At 54.4% G+C, this 23,592-nt stretch carries 15 protein-coding genes and 1 pseudogene; 10 read left to right on the plus strand and 6 right to left on the minus strand.

Annotated elements, in window-relative coordinates; translation table 11 throughout:
- Positions 1–76: 76 nt before the first annotated feature.
- From RGW60_RS07275 to RGW60_RS07290, 4 genes are all read right to left on the minus strand, one after another.
- Complete coding sequence (locus RGW60_RS07275; RefSeq protein ID WP_322203461.1) at positions 77–1,480, minus strand: TolC family protein; 1,404 nt, start codon at positions 1,478–1,480, stop codon at positions 77–79.
- On the minus strand, positions 1,477–4,668 hold the full coding sequence (locus tag RGW60_RS07280; RefSeq protein ID WP_322203463.1) for an efflux RND transporter permease subunit: 3,192 nt from the start codon (positions 4,666–4,668) through the stop codon (positions 1,477–1,479). The genes RGW60_RS07275 and RGW60_RS07280 overlap by 4 nt, the downstream gene beginning before the upstream one ends.
- Positions 4,669–4,678: 10 nt before the next feature.
- The gene (gene mexE / locus RGW60_RS07285; RefSeq protein WP_322203465.1) at positions 4,679–5,911 is read right to left on the minus strand and encodes a multidrug efflux RND transporter periplasmic adaptor subunit MexE; all 1,233 of its coding nucleotides are present in this window, start codon (positions 5,909–5,911) and stop codon (positions 4,679–4,681) included.
- A 120-nt stretch (positions 5,912–6,031) separates the two neighbouring features.
- Positions 6,032–6,949, minus strand: coding sequence for a LysR family transcriptional regulator (locus RGW60_RS07290; RefSeq protein WP_322203466.1), 918 nt, complete (start codon positions 6,947–6,949; stop codon positions 6,032–6,034).
- A 478-nt stretch (positions 6,950–7,427) separates the two neighbouring features.
- Between RGW60_RS07290 and RGW60_RS07295 the strand changes: the two genes are divergently transcribed.
- The 5 genes from RGW60_RS07295 to pgm all read left to right on the plus strand — a co-directional run bounded on the left by RGW60_RS07295 (position 7,428) and on the right by pgm (position 16,086).
- Positions 7,428–8,450 (plus strand): zinc-dependent alcohol dehydrogenase family protein, encoded by a 1,023-nt coding sequence (locus tag RGW60_RS07295; protein ID WP_322203468.1) that lies wholly within the window; start codon positions 7,428–7,430, stop codon positions 8,448–8,450.
- Between the two features lie 487 nt (positions 8,451–8,937).
- Positions 8,938–10,434, plus strand: a complete 1,497-nt coding sequence (locus tag RGW60_RS07300) for a hypothetical protein (protein ID WP_322203469.1) — start codon at positions 8,938–8,940, stop codon at positions 10,432–10,434.
- Positions 10,435–10,499: 65 nt separating this feature from the next.
- The gene (locus RGW60_RS07305) at positions 10,500–11,888 is read left to right on the plus strand and encodes a PLP-dependent aminotransferase family protein (protein WP_322203470.1); all 1,389 of its coding nucleotides are present in this window, start codon (positions 10,500–10,502) and stop codon (positions 11,886–11,888) included.
- Between the two features lie 129 nt (positions 11,889–12,017).
- The gene (locus tag RGW60_RS07310; protein WP_407074048.1) at positions 12,018–14,291 is read left to right on the plus strand and encodes an ATP-dependent DNA helicase; all 2,274 of its coding nucleotides are present in this window, start codon (positions 12,018–12,020) and stop codon (positions 14,289–14,291) included.
- A gap of 151 nt (positions 14,292–14,442) precedes the next feature.
- Positions 14,443–16,086, plus strand: coding sequence for a phosphoglucomutase (alpha-D-glucose-1,6-bisphosphate-dependent) (gene pgm / locus RGW60_RS07315; protein ID WP_322203474.1), 1,644 nt, complete (start codon positions 14,443–14,445; stop codon positions 16,084–16,086).
- 65 nt (positions 16,087–16,151) lie between these two features.
- On the opposite strand, the gene RGW60_RS07320 is transcribed toward pgm, so the two are convergent.
- Positions 16,152–16,847: a pirin family protein gene (locus RGW60_RS07320; protein WP_322203476.1), complete on the minus strand. Its 696-nt coding sequence runs from the start codon at positions 16,845–16,847 to the stop codon at positions 16,152–16,154.
- Between the two features lie 363 nt (positions 16,848–17,210).
- Here RGW60_RS07320 and RGW60_RS07325 point away from each other — a divergent pair, with 363 nt between their 5' ends.
- Positions 17,211–19,607, plus strand: coding sequence for a UvrD-helicase domain-containing protein (locus RGW60_RS07325; RefSeq protein WP_322206864.1), 2,397 nt, complete (start codon positions 17,211–17,213; stop codon positions 19,605–19,607).
- A gap of 23 nt (positions 19,608–19,630) precedes the next feature.
- On the opposite strand, the gene RGW60_RS07330 is transcribed toward RGW60_RS07325, so the two are convergent.
- Positions 19,631–19,888: a DUF1652 domain-containing protein gene (locus RGW60_RS07330; protein WP_322203478.1), complete on the minus strand. Its 258-nt coding sequence runs from the start codon at positions 19,886–19,888 to the stop codon at positions 19,631–19,633.
- 669 nt (positions 19,889–20,557) lie between these two features.
- Here RGW60_RS07330 and RGW60_RS23740 point away from each other — a divergent pair.
- From RGW60_RS23740 to imuA, 4 genes and pseudogenes are all read left to right on the plus strand, one after another.
- Positions 20,558–21,037: pseudogene (locus RGW60_RS23740) on the plus strand (MCP four helix bundle domain-containing protein); the annotation flags it as partial.
- A gap of 36 nt (positions 21,038–21,073) precedes the next feature.
- Positions 21,074–22,168 carry a methyl-accepting chemotaxis protein gene (locus tag RGW60_RS07335; RefSeq protein WP_407074049.1) on the plus strand — a complete coding sequence of 365 codons (1,095 nt, stop codon included), beginning with the start codon at positions 21,074–21,076 and terminating at the stop codon, positions 22,166–22,168.
- Positions 22,169–22,342: 174 nt separating this feature from the next.
- Positions 22,343–22,969 carry a transcriptional repressor LexA gene (gene lexA / locus RGW60_RS07340; protein ID WP_322203481.1) on the plus strand — a complete coding sequence of 209 codons (627 nt, stop codon included), beginning with the start codon at positions 22,343–22,345 and terminating at the stop codon, positions 22,967–22,969.
- Positions 22,969–23,592, plus strand: coding sequence for a translesion DNA synthesis-associated protein ImuA (imuA, locus tag RGW60_RS07345; protein WP_322203483.1), 624 nt, complete (start codon positions 22,969–22,971; stop codon positions 23,590–23,592). Before lexA ends, imuA begins: the two co-directional genes overlap by 1 nt.

The raw sequence follows: 23,592 nt of genomic DNA on the forward strand, positions 1-23,592 counted from the left end.
GGTCTTTAACGTGCCCATATTGTGTTCAAAAAAACGCCTCCTATTAAGGAGGCGGTTTAATGGCGTGATCGAGGCCTTAAGACTGGGGTTGCCAGCCGCCGCCCAATGCCTTGTAAATGGCAACAATCCCACGATAGGTATCGATCTCGCCCAAGGCCTGAGAATCTTCGGCCGCCAGGCGCTCACGTTCGGCATCCAGTAGCACGAGGAAGTCAGCAGTGCCTTCGCGGTACTGAATTGAGGCCAACTCCGCTGCTTTGCGGCTCGATTCACTTTGACGAATTAACGAGATCAGGCGCTCTTGACGCTTGTTGTAGTCGCTGAAAGCATTCTCCGATTCTTCCAACGCCAGCAGCACGTGCTGCTCGTAGTTGGCCAGCGCACCTTCAGCATCGGCGTTAGCGCCTCGAATTCTTGCCTGTACGGTGCGCAAGTCCAGCGCTGGCCAAGTGATACTTGGACCCAGCGACCATGCGCTGGCAGCGGATGAGCCAATCTGCGAACCTCGAGCGGCGGTATAACCGAGAAAGCCGGTTAGGCTGACCCGTGGAAACAGGTCCGCGGTGTTCACGCCGATCTGCGCCGTGGCCGAGGCCAATTGACGCTCAGCTGCACGTACGTCGGGGCGATTGCGCAGTAGTTCGGTGGGGTCACCAATCGGTAAAGCCTTGGCAATCGCTGGCAACTTCGCCGGACTCAAATCGACAGTCATTGACTCCGGGCGCTCCCCGAGCAAGGTGGCAATGCGGTTTTTCTCTCGCACTTGCTCGGCTTGTAGCTGCGGCACCGTTGCTTCAACCGCCGCCAGACGTGCATCGGCGCGCACGACGTCGAGCTCGTTGCCGACCCCGGCGTCACGCAGGCTGACTGTCACAGCACGTGACTCTTGCTGGTTTTTAAGGTTGTCCCGGGCAATCCGCTCACGCAGTTGCGCGCCGCGCAATTGGCCGTAGGCATCCACCAGTTCAGCAGTGATGCTGACCTGAAGCTGGAACAGGTCGGCTTCGCTGGCTTGCTGATCGGCATTAGCCGACTCTATCTGACGCTGAATATGACCAAACAGGTCAATCTCCCAGGCCATATCCAGGCCAGCATCATAGCGCTCTGTGTTGACCCGCTGGGTAGTGGTGCCAGGCCGTTGGCCTTTACCTAATTGGCTACTGACGCCGCTAGTGATAATTGGCATCTGGGCATACGCGACTTGATCACGGATCGCACGGGAAGCTTGCAAGCGAGCAAACGACACGCGCAAATCCCGGTTACCGGTCATTGACTGACTGACCAGTTGATTAAGGATTGGGTCTTCGAACTGCGCCCACCAGACCGACTCAGTGTGAGCCCGGTCATAGTTGCCTTGCGCTACCGAAAGAACTTTGGCAGCAGGCGTCACCGGTGCCTTGTAGTCAGGGCCGACGGCGCACGCCGCCAGCGCGATAACTAAAAGGCTTGGGATAAAAAACTTCACTGTCTTGACGCTCATTGTTGCGTCTCCAACTTCAGGGCTTTGTCAGCTTCGCGAGCCTGTTTACGGGCTGCTTTACGACCTACATAGTTACGAATCAGCACGTAGAACACCGGCGTCAGTAACAAACCAAAGAAGGTCACCCCAAGCATCCCGGAGAACACCGCCACGCCCATGGCATGACGCATTTCAGCACCGGCACCGCTGGAAAGAACCAATGGCACAACACCCATAATGAAAGCGAAAGACGTCATCAGGATCGGGCGCAGACGCAAGCGGCAGGCCTCCAGAACAGCCTCCAACGGCGTTTTGCCTTTCTCTTGCTCGTCTTTGGCGAACTCGACGATAAGGATCGCGTTCTTACACGCCAAGCCCACCAGCACGATCAAACCGATCTGGGTGAAGATGTTGTTGTCGCTACCGGCAATAATTACCCCGGCAATGGCTGAGAGCAGGGTCATCGGTACGATCAGGATTACCGCCAGTGGCAGGCTCCAGCTTTCGTACAAGGCAGCCAACACCAGGAACGCCAGCAGTACGCAGAGTGGGAAGACCAACAGCGCAGTGTTACCCGATAAAATCTGCTGATAGGTCAGGTCGGTCCACTCATAGGTCATGCCGTTAGGCAGTTCTTCTTTCAACAGTTTCTCAATGGCTTCTTGGGCTTGGCCTGAGCTATAGCCCGGTGCAGCGGCGCCGTTGATTTCTGCGGTGATGAAACCGTTGTAGTGTTGAACGCGGTCGGGGCCCGAGGTGTTGCTGACCTTGATAAAGGTCGACAGCGGGATCATTTCACCAAGGTTGTTACGCACTTTCAATTGACCGATCTGCTCACCTTCCTGACGGAACTGTTGCTCGGCCTGGACGTTGACCTGATAAGTACGGCCGAAGCGGTTGAAGTCGTTGGCGTATAGCGAACCCAAGTAGATCTGTAAGGTGTCAAAAATGTCATTGATGGCAACGCCATGGGTCTTGGCTTTTTCACGGTCGATGGCAGCATCGACCTGTGGCACGTTTACCGTGTAGCTGGTAAACAGGGCAGCCAATCCTGGCGTCGTGCGGCTCTTGGTGATGATGTTCTGAGTTTCTTTGTAGAGCGCGTCATAACCCAGATTGCCACGGTCTTCGATCTGCACCCGGAAGCCGCCGATGGTGCCCAAGCCTTGTACCGGTGGTGGTGGGAAGATCGCCATGTAGGCTTCTTGGATCGAACCAAACTTGGCGTTCAGCGCACCGGCAATCGCGCCGGCCGATTCGCTGGCGTCCTTACGTTCGTCAAACGGCTTGAGTGTTACGAACACGATGCCAGCGTTCGGGCTGTTGGTGAAACCGTTGATCGACAGGCCGGGGAACGCCACTGCACTGTCCACGCCTGGCTGCTTGAGCGCAATGTCCGACATGCGTTTAATCACGTCTTCAGTACGGTCAAGACTGGAAGCATCCGGCAATTGCGCGAAGGCCACCAGGTACTGCTTATCCTGGGTAGGTACGAAACCGGTCGGGGTGTTGGCGAAACCGAACCAAGTCAGCACGATCAGGCCGGCATACAGAAACAACGCGATGCCGCTGCTGCGGATGACTCTGCCAACGGTGCCCACATAACCATGGCTGGCTTTGTCGAAGAAGCGGTTGAATGGACGGAACAACCAACTGCCCAACAGCTTGTCGAGCAAGCGAGAGAAGCCATCTTTCGGTGCGTCATGCGCTCTGAGCAATACCGCCGACAGGGCAGGGGATAACGTCAGGGAGTTGAACGCCGAAATCACGGTGGAGATAGCGATGGTCAGGGCGAACTGCTTATAAAACTGACCTGTCAGGCCTGAGATAAAGGCTGCCGGGATAAACACCGCACACAATACCAGCGCGGTGGCGATGATCGGGCCAGTGACTTCACTCATGGCTTTTTTGGTGGCTTCGATCGGACTGAGTCCTAACTCGATATTTCGCTCGACGTTCTCCACCACCACAATCGCGTCATCCACCACGATCCCGATGGCTAGCACCAATCCAAACAGTGACAGTGCGTTGAGCGAGAAGCCAAACAGGTGCATCACGGCAAACGTACCGATCAATGACACCGGTACCGCCACCAATGGAATGATCGACGCACGCCAGGTTTGCAAGAATAGGATAACGACCAGTACCACCAGAATCAGGGCTTCAAACAGGGTATGAACCACTGCTTCGATGGAACCACGGACGAAAATGGTTGGGTCGTAGACGATGGAGAAGTCCATGCCTTCGGGAAAGCTCTTCTTCAGTTCAGCCATTTTTGCCCGAACTTCGTTAGAGATTTCGATGGCGTTGGAGCCAGGGCGCTGAAAGATTGGAATCGCTACTGCGGGTTGATTATTCAGCAGCGAGCGCAGTGCGTATTGGCTGGAGCCGAGTTCTATTCGCGCGATGTCCTTGAGTCGCGTGATTTCACCATTAGGGCCCGCACGGACGATGATGTTCTCGAACTCTTCCTCGGTGACCAAACGGCCTTGGGTGTTAACCGACATCTGGAAGCTGGTGGCATCCGGCGAAGGCGGTGAGCCCAGAGAACCGGCTGCAACTTGACGGTTCTGTTCGCGAATCGCGTTTACTACATCGATGGCAGTCAGATTGCGTGAAGCCGTCTTGTTTGGATCAAGCCATACCCGCAGCGAGTAATCACCCATGCCGAACAGTTGTACGTCACCGACGCCACCCAGTCGCGCCAGTTCATCCTTGATATTGAGGATGGCGTAGTTGGACAGGTAGAGCATGTCGTAACGTTTGTCCGGGGAGGTCAAGTGGACCACCATCGTCAAATCGGGTGAGGCCTTGTCTACGGTGATACCTATGCGCGTCACTTCTACTGGAAGCTTGGGCTCGGTGCGGGTCACACGGTTTTGAACTTGTACCTGTGCGTTATCCAGGTTAGTGCCCAGCGCAAAGGTGATCGTCAACGTGATCTTGCCATCAGCGGTGGACTGCGAGGACATGTACAGCATGTTCTCGACCCCGGTAATAGCTTGTTCCAGAGGAGCAGCAACGGTTTCGCCGATCACTTTGGGGTTAGCGCCAGGGAAGTTGGCACGTACAACCACGGTTGGCGGTACAACTTCCGGATATTCACTGATCGGTAGCTGAAACAGTGAAATGGCCCCTGCGATCAGGATCATCAGCGACAGCACCGCAGCGAAGATCGGTCGCGATATGAAGAATTGAGAGAAATTCATGAGTTATCCCTTAACCGCGTGGGGAAGCGTTGCTTGCCAGTTTGGCTGCTGCTTGCTGGACATTGCTGGCTTCAAGCGCCTCGCGCTGTTTAGCAAGAGCAGCAAGGGTCTCGGCGCTGGCCATCTGAGTGACTTCAGGGTCTACCAGGGTGCCCGGGCGAACGCGCTGCAAGCCCTTGACTACGATGGTGTCGTCTTTGGTCAATCCGCTACGAACGATACGTAAACCTTCGAGTTTTGGACCCAGTTCGACGCTGCGATAAGCCGGCTTGTTATCAGCACCCACCACCAGTACGAATTTTTTACCCAAATCAGTACCAACAGCTTCATCGCTGATCAGCACAGCCGAGTAAGTACCGCTTCCCACTAGTTTGAGGCGGGCGTAGAGCCCCGGCGTAAACTGGCCATCGGCGTTATCAAACACTGCGCGGCCACGGATGGTGCCGGTTTTCGGATTAACCTGGTTGTCGACGAAATTCATCGTGCCTTGGTGGGTGTTGCCTTCCTCATTGGACAGACCAAGGAATACTGGGGTGGCCTGACCGCGCTTACCTTTGCGTGCCAGCTCTTTGTATTTCAGAAAAACACGCTCGTCCGCGTCGAAGTAGGCGTATACCTTGTCGGTGGAAACCACACTGGTCAGCGCTGTTACGTCGGCGGTCACAATGTTGCCGGCGGTTATCTCCGCACGGCTGACGCGGCCACTGATCGGCGACGTCACGCGGGTGAAGCTCAGGTTGAGGCGAGCCAGATCCAGTTGAGCCTGGATGGCATCGACACCGGCTTTAGCTTCTTGAGCGGAGGTATTACGAGTGTCGGCCAGTTCTGCAGAGATAGCGTTACTGCTCAACAGGCGCTGGCCACGTTGCGCTTCATTTCCGGTACGGATCAACGTAGCGCGTGCTTGCGCCAATTGGGCTTCTAGACGATGAACTTCGGAGAGGAATGGGCGAGGATCGATCTGATACAACGTCTCGCCTTTCTTAACCAAAGCACCGTCAGTGAACGAGACCTGATCAATCTGGCCAGAAACCCGTGGGCGGATTTCAACGGTTTCCGGTGCCTCCAAGCGGCCGGTAAATTCGTCCCATTCGTTGACGGGTTGTTCCAGTACCTTGGCAACGGTCACTTTCGCGGCAGCGGGTGCCGCCGCTGCTGCGGGACCGTGTTGACCACACGCGCTGATCATGACCAAGGCCAGTGCAGCAATGGGGTAGCGCAAGTGATTGAATGACTGTGCCATGGGAAAAATCCGCCAATATTCGTTAAGTTGGCGGATTCTGTTCTGGCAGCTGGTATTGCACGAATCGAATGAACCGAAGGTTAATATCATTGAGAATGATGTATAAGTCCCTCCCAGGCTCTAGATCAAGCTATCAGGGTCACCGAAGAACATTTGTATGCGAGAACGTAACCAGCGTTCACCGGGGTCGTTGTCCTGGGAACCACGCCACGCCATGTGCAGCTCAAAAGTACGGGTTTCGATAGGAACATCTTCAGAGCGCACGCCTCCCGCAGCTGTTAGCACTTCAGCCGCATAGTCGGGAACCGTTGCGACGATATCGGTGCCCGCGATCAATGTCGCAAGGCCATTGAATTGCGGCACAGCTAAAACGACATGGCGCTTACGGCCCACTTTCTCCAAATATTCATCGATAAACCCACCCAAGTCGCCGGCAAACGATACCAAAGCATGGGGACGTGCACAGAAATCATCCAGACTCAAGGGTCCGGGTACGGTGTCAGCCCGTAATAACTTGGCTTTACTGCGGCGCAGTACCTTGCGTTTGGCGTTGGCGGGTAGGTCAGTGGTGTAGCTGACTCCGATGGAAATTTCACCTGATGCCAACAGCGCCGGCATCAGAATGTAGTTCACACGACGCACCACTACCACGATACCGGGCGCCTCAGAACGTAAACGTTTGAGCAGTGAGGGCAGTAATGCAAACTCCGCGTCATCGGACAATCCAATGCGAAACACCGTAGTGCTGGTCGCCGGATCAAATTCCGAGGCCCGACTGACAGCCGTCGAGATGGAATCAAGTGCCGGGGAAAGCAGCGCAAATATCTCAACCGCGCGTGCAGTAGGTTCCATGCTGCGGCCGGTGCGCACAAAAAGCGGATCATCGAATAACCCACGCAACCGAGACAGCGCGGCGCTGATTGCCGGTTGTCCGAGGAAAAGCTTTTCTGCGGCACGAGTGACACTTCGCTCATGCATGAGGGTTTCAAACACAATTAGCAAGTTGAGGTCGACGCGACGCAGGTCGTTGCGATTCATAAACAGATGATCTCGGGCCGTTTGTCGATGCGATGGTCTATGCCAACACGGGGCTTGCGATCTTTCTGCTCAGGCCCGCGGCCTGGGTGAGAAATCGCCGAACTGAATAATACGAGGAATCCGTTACTGGGGCATCGAAAAGTTGAACACTGCCGGATTTATCATCATCACCAGTGATAGTTGCCTATAAAAACCCTACCGTTAGGCGTTTGCCCGGAACGCTCTGCGCTGGATATACACCAATCAGAAATGCCGCTGGCTGAGCGAATTTTGCAGGCGGGTTGCATTGTCGCGCCGACATGCTATTCAATGCCCTCAGAAATGGCAGGATTCCAGCGGTTATTTGCCGATGGTTTTGTTGACCTAAAAAAGCTCCAGAATCAATGACAGACATGTCGACTATTAACATCCACTTGTAGTCTTCCCGGATAACCCCGGATAAAGTCATGGCATTAAGGTTCATTAGACGAGGTTCGAAATGTCCCGCACGATCCGTTTTCATCAGTTTGGTCCGGCAGAGGTTCTCAAAATTGAGGAGCACCCTGTCGAGCAACCGGCATCCGGTGAGGTGCAAGTGCGCGTGGAAGCGATCGGCATAAGTTGGTATGACGTTCTATGGCGACAGAATCTAGCGCCCTCGCAGGCTTGTTTGCCCGCCGGGCTTGGTCAGGAAATGGCCGGGGTTGTTTGCGCACTAGGCGACGGCGTCACTGACTTGGCAGTGGGTGACAAAGTGGCGAGTTTTCCAGCAGCCACCGCCAACAAACACCCGGTTTATGGCGAATTGATCGTACTGCCTCGATCAGCGCTGACTCGCTACCCAGAACTGTTGACACCGGTTGAAGCCTGCGTCCATTACACACCGTTCTTGATTGCCTATTTTGCATACGTTGATCTGGCGCGCGTAAAACCGGGACAAACTGCACTTATCACTGATGCAAGCCATTGTGCTGGCCCTGCTTTCGTTCAATTGGGCAAGGCATTAGGTGTCAAAGTAATCGCAGCAGCCAAGACTTCCGCGCAACGTGAATACTTACTGGCCCTTGGGGCTGACAAAGTGATTGTTACTGAAGAACAAGATTTGCTGATCGCCATTAACAAATACACGGATAACCGTGGTGTAGATGTGGTTTTTGATGGTTTGGGCGGTCCGCAGATGTCGATTTTAGGTGATGTTTTGGCTCCACGCGGCAGTTTGATTCTGTATGGATTGCAGGGGGGTAATCAAACCCCCTTTCCGGCCTGCGCTGCATTTCAAAAAAACATCCAGTTTTTTGTCCATTGTCTGGGCAACTTCACCGGAAAACCAGAATTGGGTATTACTCAAGACGAAGCTGCTTTGCAACGTGCGTTGCGTGAAATAAATCAACTGACGGCTGATAGGGTATTACTTCCTCAGGTAACACGATCTTTTGCATTTGATGATGTTATTGCGGCCCACCGCTACATGGACCAATGCCCAACCACCGGGCGAGCGGTATTAGTGATTGGTCCAGCTTAATATTGTGATTTGTGCGGCACCGTCGTTCAGGTGCCGCCAATGACCAAGCCATTACGCTGCAATGCAGCTTTATCTAATTGAAATCTTGTCGTCATTCGACAGAATTCTTTTAGTCTCTACGGTGTAAGAAAATCTGGAAATCACCCCATCCTGTTTGCGCAAGGAGCAGGGGTTATAAAAATAAACAAAAACAGCGGCGCTCCGATTAATAAACGCTTTCCGTATAAACAATAAACACGGGGCGAATAATCGAAAGTTTAATAGTCACTGACCTGCTTTTTCTGAGTTTTCTGTACCTTGTAATCTTTGTGCAAATACCGATAATACTCCGGTAATTATTGCTCAAGGAATGAGTCATGGTCCAACAACAATACCCTTCCAGTCCGTCATCCCGCCCCCAACTTCTCTCCTCTAACATGCGCCGTGGGTGCAGGACGGGCACTCTCTATAGCTTGAAAACTGGTTATTATTGCAACGGTATTGCGCTATGAGTTCTATTCATGAACAGGCAATGAATTACGTTTATCAACAAGTATTGCAGCGGTTGACCAGTTACTTCTCCCGCGCCGAGCGAACAGCTCTGCAATTGTTTATCCAACGTTTAATCGTGTCCGCTGGCGGTGTTGAACGTATCGGCACTTATAAAGTAATGGTTGCATTCAGCGGTGGAAAGGACAGCGCCTACACCGTGGCATTTTTACGTGCCGCTCAATTGAGTATCGCCAACCGGTCGCCAACTACCTTCTCCCTTCGGGTTGCAACCCTGCGCCACGCTGGCATGACGTCGGCGGTGATTGAAAATATTCACCGCAGTTATTCGGCCCTGTTTCTTTATGACGACCCACGTGTCGAAGTGCTGATGGTGGACCAACAACTCGTCAGGCCCTTTAATGTCGAGACCTCATTTTCTGCAGCGGGCCGCGAGCGTAACCGTGCGGATATGTTACTAACCGGCCACATGACGGCTGGCGATGGCCGCGCAACCTTCTGCAATAGTTGTTACCTGGGGCTGGCGGATTTTTTTGGGCGCGCTGCCTGCTGGGGAACCGGCATCGATTCGTTGGTCAGCGGCGATTCTCGCAAGGAGCAAAAACAATACATGGCCTGGGTCATGCGCTTGGCTGAGGGGCTTGAACTTCCTGCCTCGGATTGGCGCAACCAAAGTTTCAACGGCGTGCTTAAAACCGTTAGCGCAGTAGGGCAAGCTTATTATCAAGAGCTCTACGGCGAGGGCGATGAGGCCGGTAGTCGAACTTGGGCTTACCCCAATAAGGCCATTGTTCCCGCGTTCCTCACCCTGTTTGATCTGGTGAGCTGTAATGCCGAGGATCACTGGCCGTTATTGACTGAGTTTCTGAACTTCCGGTTTGACGATCTCTCATTTAATTTCAGTGAGTCAGATTGCGCTAACCCGATGCTGATGGCGCATATGCGCGGCCTGCAGGCCCAGTATGTGAGTGATCTCACTTACCAAGAAGGCGTCAAGCAATACCTGATAATTGCGAAAGCCATGATGCGCAGCAAAAGAATGCCCGAGCAGTTAATTGACCAAGCGATGGCCGCTTATGACAACTCTGCAAAAATTGAGGCGCGGCGGGTGCTTTCAGCGTCCCATGCTTTAGATGCATTTGGCCTGAACGAAGCTCAGCTGGTATGCCTGCTATTCGCCCCCTTTGTCGATTCGGGTTTTTCCCTTGAAGCCTTTCTACGTCGTTGCCATCCCGGGATGCTTGTTGCTTTGCCCGACCTGCACAAAGCCCTCATGGGGTTGCCTGTACCGGAGCACGTTACTCAATGGCTGATCGACATCAGCGGCTTGAGCAAGGTCGGCTTGCAATCGCTGTATGGCAAATCGCGGGTGAATTTTAGTGATTCATCCTCGTTGATTGCGAGGGTTCGTGCAGGCGATCCGGACAAGCGTCGACTCATTACGGTGGATGCCGAAACGGGTGAGCTACTGGCTGAAACAGTGTCCGGGCGCTGAGTGGAATTGATTTCCATAAAGGCCACCCGCCCCCGGTCACCCGCTATCGAGGAGATCTTTTGATCGTGAAAACCGTGCCTCACTTTGCGTATCAGGCGGTGTACCAATACCTCAATCGCCTGATCGACAATGTGCAGTGCGGCACTACGGCCAAATTGCCCTCGTTGCGGCACCTTTCCGGACGCCTGAAAGTTTCAGTTTCCACGGTTCAGTATGCTTACTGCCTGCTAGAAAAGGAGGGCCGGGTGTGCTCGGTACCCAAATCCGGGTATTTCACGCTGCCGCGCGTTGATCGTCACGTCCTCCACAATGGCGGGGATCTGCTGGAGACGTTGTATGCCTATTCCCGGAGCCCTGGCATGCTTGTGCTGAGCCATGACGCCCCGACAGTGCTGTCGTCATTGGAGAATCCGCTGCTGATGGTTGAGCGTGAGTTGATTCGGCATTACCCACGCCGCACCAATCCGTTGTTTCAGCCTTTTGGTGAAATTGAGCTGCGTACTGCGCTGGCGGACCGTTACACCAACTGCGCGGCGCATTTCTGGTGCTCAGAAGATGTCTATGTTGGTGCGGATATGAGCGCGATACTAAAAATGGTCCTCAGCGTATTGGCACTTCGCGGCGGGGTGGTGTTGGTGGAATCACCATGCTCATGGACTATTTTGCGCGTGCTGCAGTCATTCAACATCCGCGTAATCGAGATGCCTCTTGACCGTAACAGCTGCGTCGATCTGGACTGGTTTAAGACCCTTCTCAGTAACAATACTATTGGTTTGGCATTGCTGCCATCACGTGTCAGCACGCTAACCGGGCTGACTGCGGTGGAGAATCGTCGACAACTGGCCGACCTATTGAATCAGTACGGCATATGGGTGCTGGAGAATGATAGTCATGGCGAACTCTGCTTCGATCCATCAGCGAGCCGATTGCGCGATTGGATCAATCCCCAAAAATTGATGGTGTTTTCAGCCTTCGAAAAGATCATCGGGCCGGAAGCACCCTATGGATATTTATTATGTAAATACCTTGGAGCTGAATTACAGCGGCACTTTCTTATTCGCTCATTTCGGCTGTCGCCTATTCGTCAAAAGGCCATCGCCCGACTGTACAGTACCGGTCGTATTGACCCGCACATTACGGGGCTGAAGCGCCTATTGGAGGATCGGATGATGATGATGGCAACGCTACTCAAAGAGCACGTTGGTGGCAACTTGCGATTTAACTTGCCCGCAGGTGGGGCAGGTATCTGGGCCGAAAGCGTTCAGCCGGTGGATATGCGCCAAGTGTTTGATCGTCTTCTCAAACAGCGGATCTCTATTGCGCCCGGCGAAATCTTCAGTCTCCAAGGGTTGCATCAACAAAACCTAAGAATAAGCTTCGCCTTCGACTGGACCGAAGACATCGCTATGGCGTTGGATACGTTAAATCATGCGCTGCGTGTTGAGCGTCTATAGAAAGCAGGTCAAACGAGTCGGGGCATGCCTACGGCCGCCATCGATCCAAATTTATTTGCCAGCATCGGGCGTTAACTGTTATCTGTACGCCTATCCAGTATTGGCAGCAATGGCCGTCTTTCTCCAGTGATCATCAATCCTACCGACGACACTCGCTATACAGTCGCTGTTCGTACCTTGTGCGAGTTCACGGCTAAGGTAGGCGACCTCGACTTGCGCTTTACACCAGCGCCGACGGCTCTGGAAGGTATGGCTGGCCACCGTACGGTCGTGGCGAGACGCGGCGATGGTTATGAATCGGAAATTGCTCTCAGTGGCGAGTACCTGCACCTCAAGGTCCGGGGTAGGGCAGACGGCTATAACCCCGCGTTGAATCAGCTTGAAGAAATCAAGACTTACCGCGGTGACTTGAGTGCCATGCGCGCTAACCATCGGCAATTGCATTGGGCCCAGGCAAAGATGTATGGCTGGCTGCTCTGCCAACAGCTTGAGCTCAATGAAGTCCGCGTCGCACTGGTTTACTTCAACGTCGTCAGCGAGGAAGAAACCACATTTCGCGAACAGCACACGGCGCTTTCACTGCAAACGTTTTTCAACGAGCAGTGCGCAGTGTTTCTGCGTTGGGCGCGTCAGGAAATGGCGCACACTCAGGCGCGCAATGAGTTACTGGGAACGATGGCGTTTCCTCATCCGACGTTTCGGACTGGGCAACGGGCATTGGCCGAATCGGTTTACAAGGCCGTCAGCACCGGGCGCTGCCTGATGGCGCAAGCGCCGACGGGCATTGGTAAGACCGTAGGCACGTTGTTCCCGATGCTCAAAGCTGCCCCCGGACAGAAGCTCGACAAAATATTCTTCCTCACCGCCAAAACCCCAGGCCGCAAGTTGGCGCTGGACGCCTTGAAAGTCATTCGCCACAGCGCACCAGAACTGACCTTGCGCGTGCTGGAAATGGTGGCGCGTGACAAAGCGTGTGAGCACCCGGACAAAGCGTGCAATGGCGATTCCTGCCCGTTGGCCAAAGGTTTTTACGATCGATTACCGGCAGCTCGAAGCGCGGCGTTGACTAACCCTTGGCTCGATCAGGCCGGATTACGTGACGTTGCGCTACAGCATCAAGTCTGCCCGTATTACCTGAGTCAGGAGATGGCACGTTGGGCCGACGTGGTCATCGCCGACTACAACTATTATTTCGACCTCAGCGCCTTGTTGTTCGGGCTCTGCCAGCTCAATCAATGGCAAGTGGCAGTGCTGGTCGACGAAGCGCACAACATGGTTGAACGCTCAAGGCAGATGTACAGCGCCAGCCTCGACCAGCAGAGCCTGAACGCCATTCGACCCAGCGCCCCCACATCGGTGGGAAAAACTCTGGAGCGACTCGACCGCGATTGGAGTGCCCTACATAAAGAGCAGGACTCAGGCTATCAAGCCTACCCGGACACGCCGGGCAGATTTCTGCAAAGCCTAAGCCTGTGCATCGCAGCCATCGGCGATTACTTCAATGAGCACCCGCATGCGGTCGACGGGGTTTTACAGAGCTTCTACTTCGAAGCGATCCAGTTTTCGCGAATCGCCGAGCTGTTTGATGACCACTTCGTCTTCGACATCAATAAACGTGAGCTGAAGGACACCCGCAGCCTGTCGCAATTGAACTTGCGTAACGTAGTGCCGGCGGCGTTTATCCGTCCTCGTCTCACCACCGCGCGCAGTACGGTGTTGTTCTCGGCAACCTTGAGTCCGCGGCATTACTACGCCGACCTGTTAGGGCTGCCACCGAGTACCGCGTGGGTCGATGTCGAGTCACCGTTCTCCCGTGAGCAGTTGGACGTGCGCATCATCAATCAAATTTCAACCCGTTTTGTCCATCGCAAGGCGTCCCTCGCGCCCATCGTCGAATTGATCGCCGAGCAGTTTCTCAAACAACCTGGAAATTACCTGGCGTTCTTCAGCAGCTTCGAATATTTGCAGCAAGTTGCCGACTTAATGCGCGAACGCCATCCACACCTGACCCTATGGCTGCAATCGCGAGGCATGGCGGAAGCTGAACGACAGGCCTTTCTCGATAAATTCACCGTGAGCAGCCAAGGCATTGGTTTCGCCGTATTGGGCGGGGCCTTTGGTGAAGGCATTGACCTGCCGGGCACTCGCTTGATTGGGGCGTTTATCGCGACCTTGGGTCTGGCCCAACTGAACCCGGTCAATGAACAACTTAAGCAGCGCATGTCGGTGCTATTCGGCGCGGGTTACGATTACACCTACCTTTATCCCGGTCTGCAAAAAGTTGTGCAGGCCGCCGGCCGAGTAATTCGAGGGATAGAGGATCGCGGCGTCGTGATGCTAATAGATGACCGATTTGCCGAGCGCAAGGTGCAGAAACTACTCCCCGCATGGTGGCAGTTGTAAATCCCCTCAAGAGCTTGCGGATAGATAGCTAAGCATTGCGGTCAAACTGCCAGTAAACTGCCGCGCCACGACCTGTTTCGTCATTTGTTTATGCGGATTGCGTTTAGCAGGCCCACTCATTTTGTAATGGTTTCATCCATGGAGGTTTCGTATGAGTCTCAGTCCATTTGCCGGCAAACCAGCGCCCGCAGAACTGTTGGTCGATCTTCCACGATTGGTGACGGCCTATTACACCGGCCAGCCTGACGCATCGGTTTCCACCCAGCGCGTTTCTTTCGGTACGTCTGGCCATCGCGGCAGCTCGTTTGAATTGAGCTTCAACGAATGGCATGTGTTGGCAATCAGTCAGGCGATCTGTCTGTACCGACAGGCAAACGGCATTGACGGTCCATTGTTCCTCGGCTTCGACACCCACGCGTTGTCGACCCCGGCCAGCGTCACGGCACTAGAGGTGTTGGCTGCCAATGGCGTGCAGGTCATGATCGCCGAAAACGACGAATACACTCCCACACCAGCGATATCCCACGCCATCATTTGCTACAACCGTGGCCGCACCCATGGGCTTGCGGACGGCATCGTGATCACTCCTTCACACAACCCGCCTGAAAGTGGCGGTTTTAAGTACAACCCGCCCAATGGCGGCCCGGCTGACACTCACATCACTAAGTGGATCGAGGCCAAGGCTAACGAGCTGTTGGCTGAGAAAGTGCTGGGCGTTACGCGGATGACCTATGAAAAAGCCCTCCTCGCTGACACCACTCACCGCCACGATTACCTGAATACCTACGTCGCTGACTTGAAAAATGTGATCGACATGGACGCTATTCGCGGTGCCAACCTGCGTTTGGGTGTTGACCCTCTGGGCGGCGCCGGCGTGCATTACTGGTCGGCCATCGGCGAGCACTACAACCTGAACCTGGAAGTGGTGAATAAAGAAGTCGATCCGACGTTCCGCTTTATGTGTGTCGATTGGGACGGTCGTATTCGGATGGACCCGTCGTCGAGTTTTGCCATGCAAGGCTTGATCGGTCTTAAAGATCGTTTCCAGGTGGCTTTCGCCTGCGACCCGGACCATGACCGCCACGGCATCGTGACTCCGACCGGGGGCTTGCTGGCGCCGAACAACTACCTGGCTGTCAGCATCGATTACCTGTTTCAGAACCGTCCGCAATGGCGCGCCGATGCAGCCATCGGCAAAACCGTGGTCAGCAGCGGCATGATTGATCGCGTGGCCAAACGTTTAGGCCGCCGCTTGTATGAAGTGCCGGTGGGCTTTAAATGGTTTGCTGACGGTTTGTTCGATGGCTCTCTCGGCTTTGGCGGAGAAGAAAGTGCCGGAGCATCGTTCTTGCGCAAAGACGGCAGTGTTTGGACGACGGATAAAGATGGCCTGATCCCAGCGCTGTTGGCCGCAGAAATAACCGCGCGCAAAGGCCGTGACCCGAGCGAAATTTACCATGCGTTGACTGAAGAGCTGGGCGACCCGTTTTCGACCCGGGTCGAAGCCAAGGCTAGTCCGGAGCAAAAAGCATTGCTGGGTAAACTGTCTCCTGGTCAGGTGAAATCTACGGAGCTGGCTGGTGAAACCATTCAGAGCATCCTCAGCCACGCACCAGGGAACGATCAAGCTATTGGCGGTTTGAAAGTTATGACCGAAAACGGCTGGTTTGCGGCACGCCCCTCGGGCACCGAAGATATTTACAAAATCTACGCGGAAAGCTTTCTCGGTGAAGACCACCTCAAACGCTTGGTGGCCGAAGCTCAAGTGCTGGTGGACGCAGCCATCGCGGTTTAAGCGACACGAGCTAGCGCGGATGAAAAGGGACGGCGGATGCCGTCCCTTTTTGCGTTTACACACGATTACGCCACATCCACCAGGATCACTTCGCTGTCCTCAATGGCCGTTACGGTCAAAATACGTTCATGTTCTACCGCCACGCCGTCCCGTGCCACCGCCCGCAGTCCATTGACTTCAACAACACCGGTCGCTGGCACCAAATACGCACGACGGCCTGCATCCAAGCTGTATTCAGCGGTCTCACCCGCCTTCAGGTTGGCCGCTACCAATCGAGCGTCAGCACGAATACGCAAGCTTTGGTCATCGCCAACCTTACCGCTGGCCAGCGTCACGAAACCTTCACGGTCGCCCTTGGGAAAAGGTTTGGCACCCCAGGACGGCGCTGAGCCGGTCTCGTCGGGCACGATCCATATCTGAAAGATCCGGGTCTCTGTGGACTCCTTGTTGTACTCGCTGTGGGCAATTCCGGTGCCTGCGCTCATCACCTGAACATCGCCGGCTTCGGTGCGGCCTTTATTACCAAGGCTGTCTTCGTGGGTGATCGCACCTTCACGCACATAAGTGATGATCTCCATGTCGCGGTGCGGGTGTTTTGGAAACCCGGTGCCTGCCGCAATCACGTCATCATTCCACACCCGCAATTGACCCCAGTTCATGCGTTTAGGGTCGTAATACTCAGCAAACGAGAAATGGTGATGGGCGTTCAGCCAGCCGTGGTCGGCGCCGCCCAAAGTGTTGAAAGGTCTTAATTCGAGCATGGTTATGGCCTCCACAGCAGAACCGGGCTATTGGCATCAGTGCTGCTGAACGTTGGTGTGGATGATGGCAAGCATCATCTATCAACTTACGGTCGTTAAACAGCGTGAATTTCGCACCAAAACAATCTATTAATTCGATTAAATGAATAGGGACTATTGACCTCATCTCTCGACTTTACCTATGGTTGATCCGCTAACGCGCTGATCACAAAGCATTTCACTAGAAGTCGCCGCTAAATGGGACCACCATAGCCGCTCATTAGCTCACAACTGACACCTGGAGCCCGCGTGCCGCATCAATTGCCTGCTGATCTTTCTCCTCCCGATAAACTTCCCTGGACCAAACGCCTGCTGGCGCGACTCATGGGCCGCAGCCTGAGTCAGCTGAGCGCGCAACACGTGCCGTCCTGGTCACAAGGGCATGCCGATGGCTACCTCAACGGCCATGCTCAAGGCATGACTGAAGGTTACGCGGAGGGCCGGCTGGATGGCGAGGAAGAAGGGCGGCAGGTTTTGCTGATCCGCGACACTCGGCCCACCGAACACCGTGGGCCGCGCATTGATGATCACCTGTTTTATGACTGGCGCCTGGCCCTGACGCCGGAGCTGAAAAAACGCATCAAAGCCGATGTGGTGCTGAAGCTTCCACATCAAGTTCAGCCCAGTGCCGCGCAATGGAAGATGATCTTCAGCGATACGCCGTCCACCTATGTAATTGCCGGTGCCGGCGCGGGGAAATCAACGTCGTTGGTATTGCGCATCCTGCTATTGAGCCACTACCTGGGCTTTGAACTCAGTTCGATGACGGTGGTGACCTTCACCCGTGAGTCGCGCAAAGACTTCATTAATAAGCTGATCGAGATTATGGGACTCTGGGGTCACACCCTCAGCGTGAAAGAAGGCCGGGACCTGGTGCGGACTTTTCACTCCCGGATTTTGCCGCTGGTGCGCAGCATGCCGGGTTTCAGTCAATTGCGGGCTTTCGAGAATCTCAGTAACCAAGCGGTGTCGGCAGGCCAGGAAGAAGGCGCAGACAGCAACCCCTTCGATTTGCGAATCAATGACGCCCAACGCCAGCAATTGAACCTGTGCTATCGAGATCTGTACGCGATTAACGAACGGTTTCGGGAGGTCATGGCACAGCTGCTTCGCCACGCCCTGCAACTCAAGGAACTCGACCGTGAGCATCCCGACGTGCAAAAACGCGTCGTTGTGACCGAACTCTCCGCGAAGCGCGACGAAGCGCTGTGCGACACCATTGAAGACCTGTGGATCCACGCCAACGCATGGCCTATAAACGGCATTGAGCCTATGCGTCAAACCGTTGAAATAAATGGCTTTTCGTTTCATTTCCATGGCTACATTGCCGAACTTGACGCCTGGGTGGTGCTCGGGTTTGACCCGTCTGAAAACCAGCAGATGAAGCGGTCGTCGGCAAAGTTGCCGATCTGGGCTGAATGGCTGATCAAGCGCACACTGTTTCAAGCTTTCTGTCGCAAGCCTGTGATATGGCTAGAGAATTACGATGCCGCCACACGCGTTTTACAGTCATTGGCGGGGGCGGCAGTGGCCGGCCCGGGTTTCGACTACAAGGTGAAAGGTGAATTGAGCGCGGCCCCCGTGCTGGATGGATTTGTCGCCGCTGCCAGCTTTATTGAGAACCTGGGCCTGGATGTACCCGCCGCCGTGGCACAGATGAGCTTTGCCGCCAATGACCCGGATCGGTATTTCTTTGAAGCCCTGAGTCTGTTTTGGAAAGCATTCGAAGGGCACCTGCTGGCGCAAACACCACCGGTCATGACCTACAACAGAATGTTTGCCTTGTTCGGCGAGACGTCACCGGAGAATCTCAAACAGATTAGCGATGAGCTGCTGCGGCCGCTGTCGCACTTAATGATCGATGAGTTCCAAGACGTTTCGCCACAAATCGTTTCCTGGATTCGTGCCAGCCTGCGGGAGATACGCAGTCGTGGTCCGGCGCTGCACGTGGGCCGGGTGGCGCAACGTTCGTCGTTACTCTGTGTAGGCGATGATTGGCAGTCGATTTACGGATGGCGCGGCAGTTCTCCAAAATACTTCATGGAGTTCGCCAAGGAGTTCGCATCGCCTGCCACGACAAAGGTGATGCTCATTGATAACTTCCGCAGTCATCAGCACATTATTGACGCCGCTGAGCACATCGTCCGTAGCGCTCCAGCAATTGCCGGCAAAAAAGCCAAGGCGGGTGGCGTGGTTCAAGAACTGTTGCCAGTCACAGTGCTGGACCGTGATGACGACGAACTTACCGAACGTTTGATCCAACATTACAACGACGGGGACTCTATTTTGTTGCTGTACCGGAAAAGTAATGAAAAAGCCAAGTTCTCCGACGCCTTACAGTCGCTGGTTAATTACGATTCTGGGTTACCGGCTGCGTCGCGACGCTTCAAACAATTGACCTATCACAGCTCCAAAGGCTTGCAGGCTGACGCTGTATTTTTACTCGGAGATTGCCAGCATTTGACGCAATCACCGTTCAAAAACCAAGCCTATCGCTTGGCGGGATTGGGTAAGGAGGGCGATGCAGATCCTTTCGATTCCGCCCAGAAGGACGAAATACTGCGACTTGCATACGTTGCCATTACCCGCGCCGTGAGACATTGCTATTGGTATATCGAAAAGAACAGCAGCGCGGGCGCCGCAGACAAAGCGATGATTCCCAAAGCGTCCGACAAAATTACGGGTAACAAGCCTTTTTTCGACGACAGGAGAGAAGGTTAATCTTCAGAAAGCGTGAAGCCGCTTCAGGACACTTTTAACGTCTGAGGGGGTACGAAGAATTCAAGTTCGTACTCAATGGCCTCGATCATGCGCTCGACCTCAGTAACGTCCATGACGGTTGCGCAGGGAATGGCAGCGATCGCAATGATCGTTTCACCTGTGGCGCGATGAAATAGGCGGGCGACCATGCTGCTGGGTGAGTCCATGCTGGCTTCAAACCCGACGGGGTGAAAGTGCCAGCGCATCAGTTGACAGGCATTAGGGAACGTTACTTTGTTCATACGGCCCACCTATTCAATCGAGCAAGTCTCTAGCCCAATGCAAAGGCTACGCATCCGCTGCGCCGATCCGTCAGGTCACTAAAAATAGCACTCCGATAAGCTGGCCGAAACGATTTTTTTGCAGGACTGAAATTACTTTTTCGATTCTATGACGCGGGTCAAATCTCTGACGTTTTCTCATGAGTATTCTTCACTGCAAGCGTCAATAAAAACATTGGCTGTCATTCATATGGGTTGAATTATATTTCTAAGGTTTGTTTTGGCATTCAAATGACTGCTTCTGGCCGCTGGATATTCGTTATGAAAGCACTCCCAATCGATTCGCTCTCCCGGTTAGACCCTTGCGCGGGGTGGCTTAGAACACCTCGGGACGCTCAGGTTTAAGGGCGGAATATAAATCGGTGGCGCGACTCGATAAAAGTCGCTACAAGTAATGTTGTTGGAAAGCTTGAAGTCCGCCGCTCACTGCTTTTTCGTTGTATTTATATCAGCGTGCGCAACACTCATCACGCGATAAACCGTTAGGTTTATGCGGATACATTCAAACGAATAGTCCGCAAGCAATAGAGAGTTAAAAACAACTAGAACGGAACGGGCTCATTAATGACCCGTGCATAAAACGTTTCTGATTTCTTACCTTATCGAGAACTGCCCGTGACAATAAGAAATATGAACATCGCACCACGCGCGTTTCTCGGATTTGCTTTTATAGCTGTATTGCTCATAGGTCTCGGAGTGTTTGCGCTGAACCGCATGACCGTGATTCGCCAGGCGGCCACCGAAATGCAATTCAACATTCTGCCCAGCGTTACGTTGCTCGGTGATGTGACGGAGAACGTACTCCGCCTGCGCGTTACTTCCTTTCGAATGCTGCTCAATCGCGAACCGGCTATGTTACAAGAAAGCACCGGTCGCATTGACGATCTGGTGCGTAAACTGCAACGGTCTAAAACCGACTACGCCGCCTTGCCGATGACTTCCGAGGAGGCTGCTTTATATAAAGCTTTTAGCGCCACGTTAGACAGCTATCTCCATGCCCAAACTCAAATGATAGAACTGTCGCGTGCTGAAAAACTTGAAGAAGCGCGCAGCGTTATCAACTCGCGGATGAAAGCCGATTCAGATTTAATTGGCGATCAACTCAAACAGTTGATCGGCATGAATAAAAACTCGTCGAAGCAAACTATGGAAACCGCAACGGCTGAGTACAATAATGCGAATATCATGGTGATTGTCGTAGCGGTCGGCGCCGCGCTGTTAACCGTTTTACTGGCGTTGTTGTTGACCCGTAGCATTGTCGTCCCGTTGACGCGGGCATTGCAGGTGGCTGAAGACATTGCGGGCGGTAACCTGACCAAGACCGTACTCATCGACGGCCACGACGAACCAGCCCGTCTACTGACTGCATTGCAAGTCATGCAGCAGAACCTGCGTAAAACCATTCAGCACATTTCCGGCTCTGCGACCCAACTAGCTTCGGCTGCCGAGGAACTAAGTGTGGTCACGGACGAGGCCTCCCGTGGCTTGCAACAGCAGAACAACGAAATCGAGCAGGCGGCCACTGCGGTTAATGAAATGACTGCCGCAGTTGAAGAGGTTGCACGCAACGCAGTCTCCACGTCTGAAGCCTCGCAGCAATCCAATCAGACCGCTTGCGTAGGCCGCGATCGTGTAGTGGAAACGGTCTCGGCGATACAAGCTATGACCCAGGACGTGCAAACCACGACGTTGTTGGTCGAAGGCTTGGCGGTGCAAGGGCGCGATATTGGCAAGGTGCTTGACGTCATTCGTTCAATTGCCGAGCAAACCAATTTACTGGCTTTGAACGCGGCCATCGAAGCGGCGCGTGCTGGTGAAGCGGGTAGGGGATTTGCGGTGGTGGCTGACGAAGTACGCGCATTGGCTCATCGGACTGCGCAGTCGACCCAGGAAATTGAGCAGATGGTCGCCGGGATTCAAAACGGTACCACTGAAGCCGTGCAATCGATGCTGGTAAATACCGATCGCACCCAGTCAACGTTAGAGCTGGCTCGTGCTGCTGGCGTGGCGCTGGAACAGATTACGGTTGCAATATCGCACATTAATGAACGCAACCTTGTTATCGCCAGCGCCTCCGAAGAACAGGCTCAAGTCTCGCGTGAAGTTGACCGCAATTTGGTGAACATCCGTGATCTCGCCACCCAATCCGCTGCCGGTGCTCACCAGACCAGCGCAGCCAGCAACGAATTGTCCCGATTGGCGCTTGACCTGAACGGGATGGTGGCGAAGTTTGTGATTTGATGCCGTCGTTAAACTCTGTGTGTATCGGGCATGTGGGGTTGCTGATTTGCGCCATGCTGCAATGGATTGGAGTAAATTTTGGCTAAGGCTTGAACAACAGGTCGCCGATTTGCCCGGTCTGAATGGTCGTCACCGATAAGAGGTGCTAGCAAGAAAATCACGAAAGGAGTACAAATGTACTCCATGAACTTATCCCCCCGACGCACCGCCATTCTGACCTTTATCCGCGAGCGTATCGTGCAGCAAGGTCAGTCCCCGAGCCTGGCTGAAATCGCCGAAGCCTTTGGCTTTGCCTCACGTAGCGTAGCGCGCAAACATATTGTGGCCCTGACTGAAGCCGGTTTGATTGAGGTTGCCCCTAATCAAGCTCGCGGTATTCGGCTGGTCTTACATCACGCGGGCACTCGCCAACGCCCCGAGATGATCGAAATTCCAGTGTTGGGCCGGGTGGCGGCGGGTGCGCCAATAGGGCCGGACATCGGCCTGCATGACACGTTGGTGCTGGAGCGCGGGACATTTCAGCGGGTGCCGGACTATCTGTTGCGGGTGCAGGGTGATTCGATGATCGAAGACGGCATTCTCGACGGTGATCTGGTGGGTGTTCTACGCAGTGCTGAGGCCAAGGATGGGCAAATCGTCGTTGCTCGGCTGGACGGAGAAGTGACCATCAAGCGCCTGGAAACCCGTGCCGGGACGTTTCGTTTGCTACCGCGCAACCCCGCATATCAACCCATTGTGGTTTCGCCGACCCAGGACTTCGCCATCGAAGGCGTTTACTGCGGTCTGGTCAGGCGCGAATGATGGGCGCAGTGGTCAGTCTCGATGCGCTGCTGGACGACCGTCGGGTCTGGAAAGGCCGGTCCATCACGCCTCCCATCAGCTCACAACCCACCGGGCACGCTGCACTGGATGCAGCGCTTCCAACTGGCGGCTGGCCAGCTTCGGCCCTGAGCGAAATTCTGGTAGTCGCCGACGGCAGCGGCGAATTGCAACTACTGTGGCCAACCCTCAAGCGGTTGGCGGACAAAGGCGAACGCATTGTGTTGATAGCGCCGCCCTATGTGCCATATCCCCATGCCTGGCAAGCGGCGGGTATTGATTTGCGTTGGCTGACGATGGTCGATACCAGTCCTCGCGATGCGTTGTGGGCGACCGAGCAATGTTTGCGTTCCGGCAGCTGTGGCGCTGTGGTGTGCTGGCCGCCGCAAAAGCAGGCGGATGATCGTGCATTGCGTCGACTGCAAGTCGCTGCTGAAACCGGCCAGACACTGGCTTTCGCATGTCGACCTGCTCACGCAGCATTAAACCCGTCCCCGGCGGCGTTACGAGTTGCCATAGATGTGCGACCTCGGCAGTTGCGCGTTCTCAAATGCCGGGGCGGACTAACGCCAACGTCACCCATCCCGTTCTCCATCGATTATTGA

Origin of the sequence: Pseudomonas sp. AB6, from assembly GCF_034314105.1 — a bacterium.
In the GTDB taxonomy this organism is placed as follows: Bacteria; Pseudomonadota; Gammaproteobacteria; order Pseudomonadales; family Pseudomonadaceae; genus Aquipseudomonas.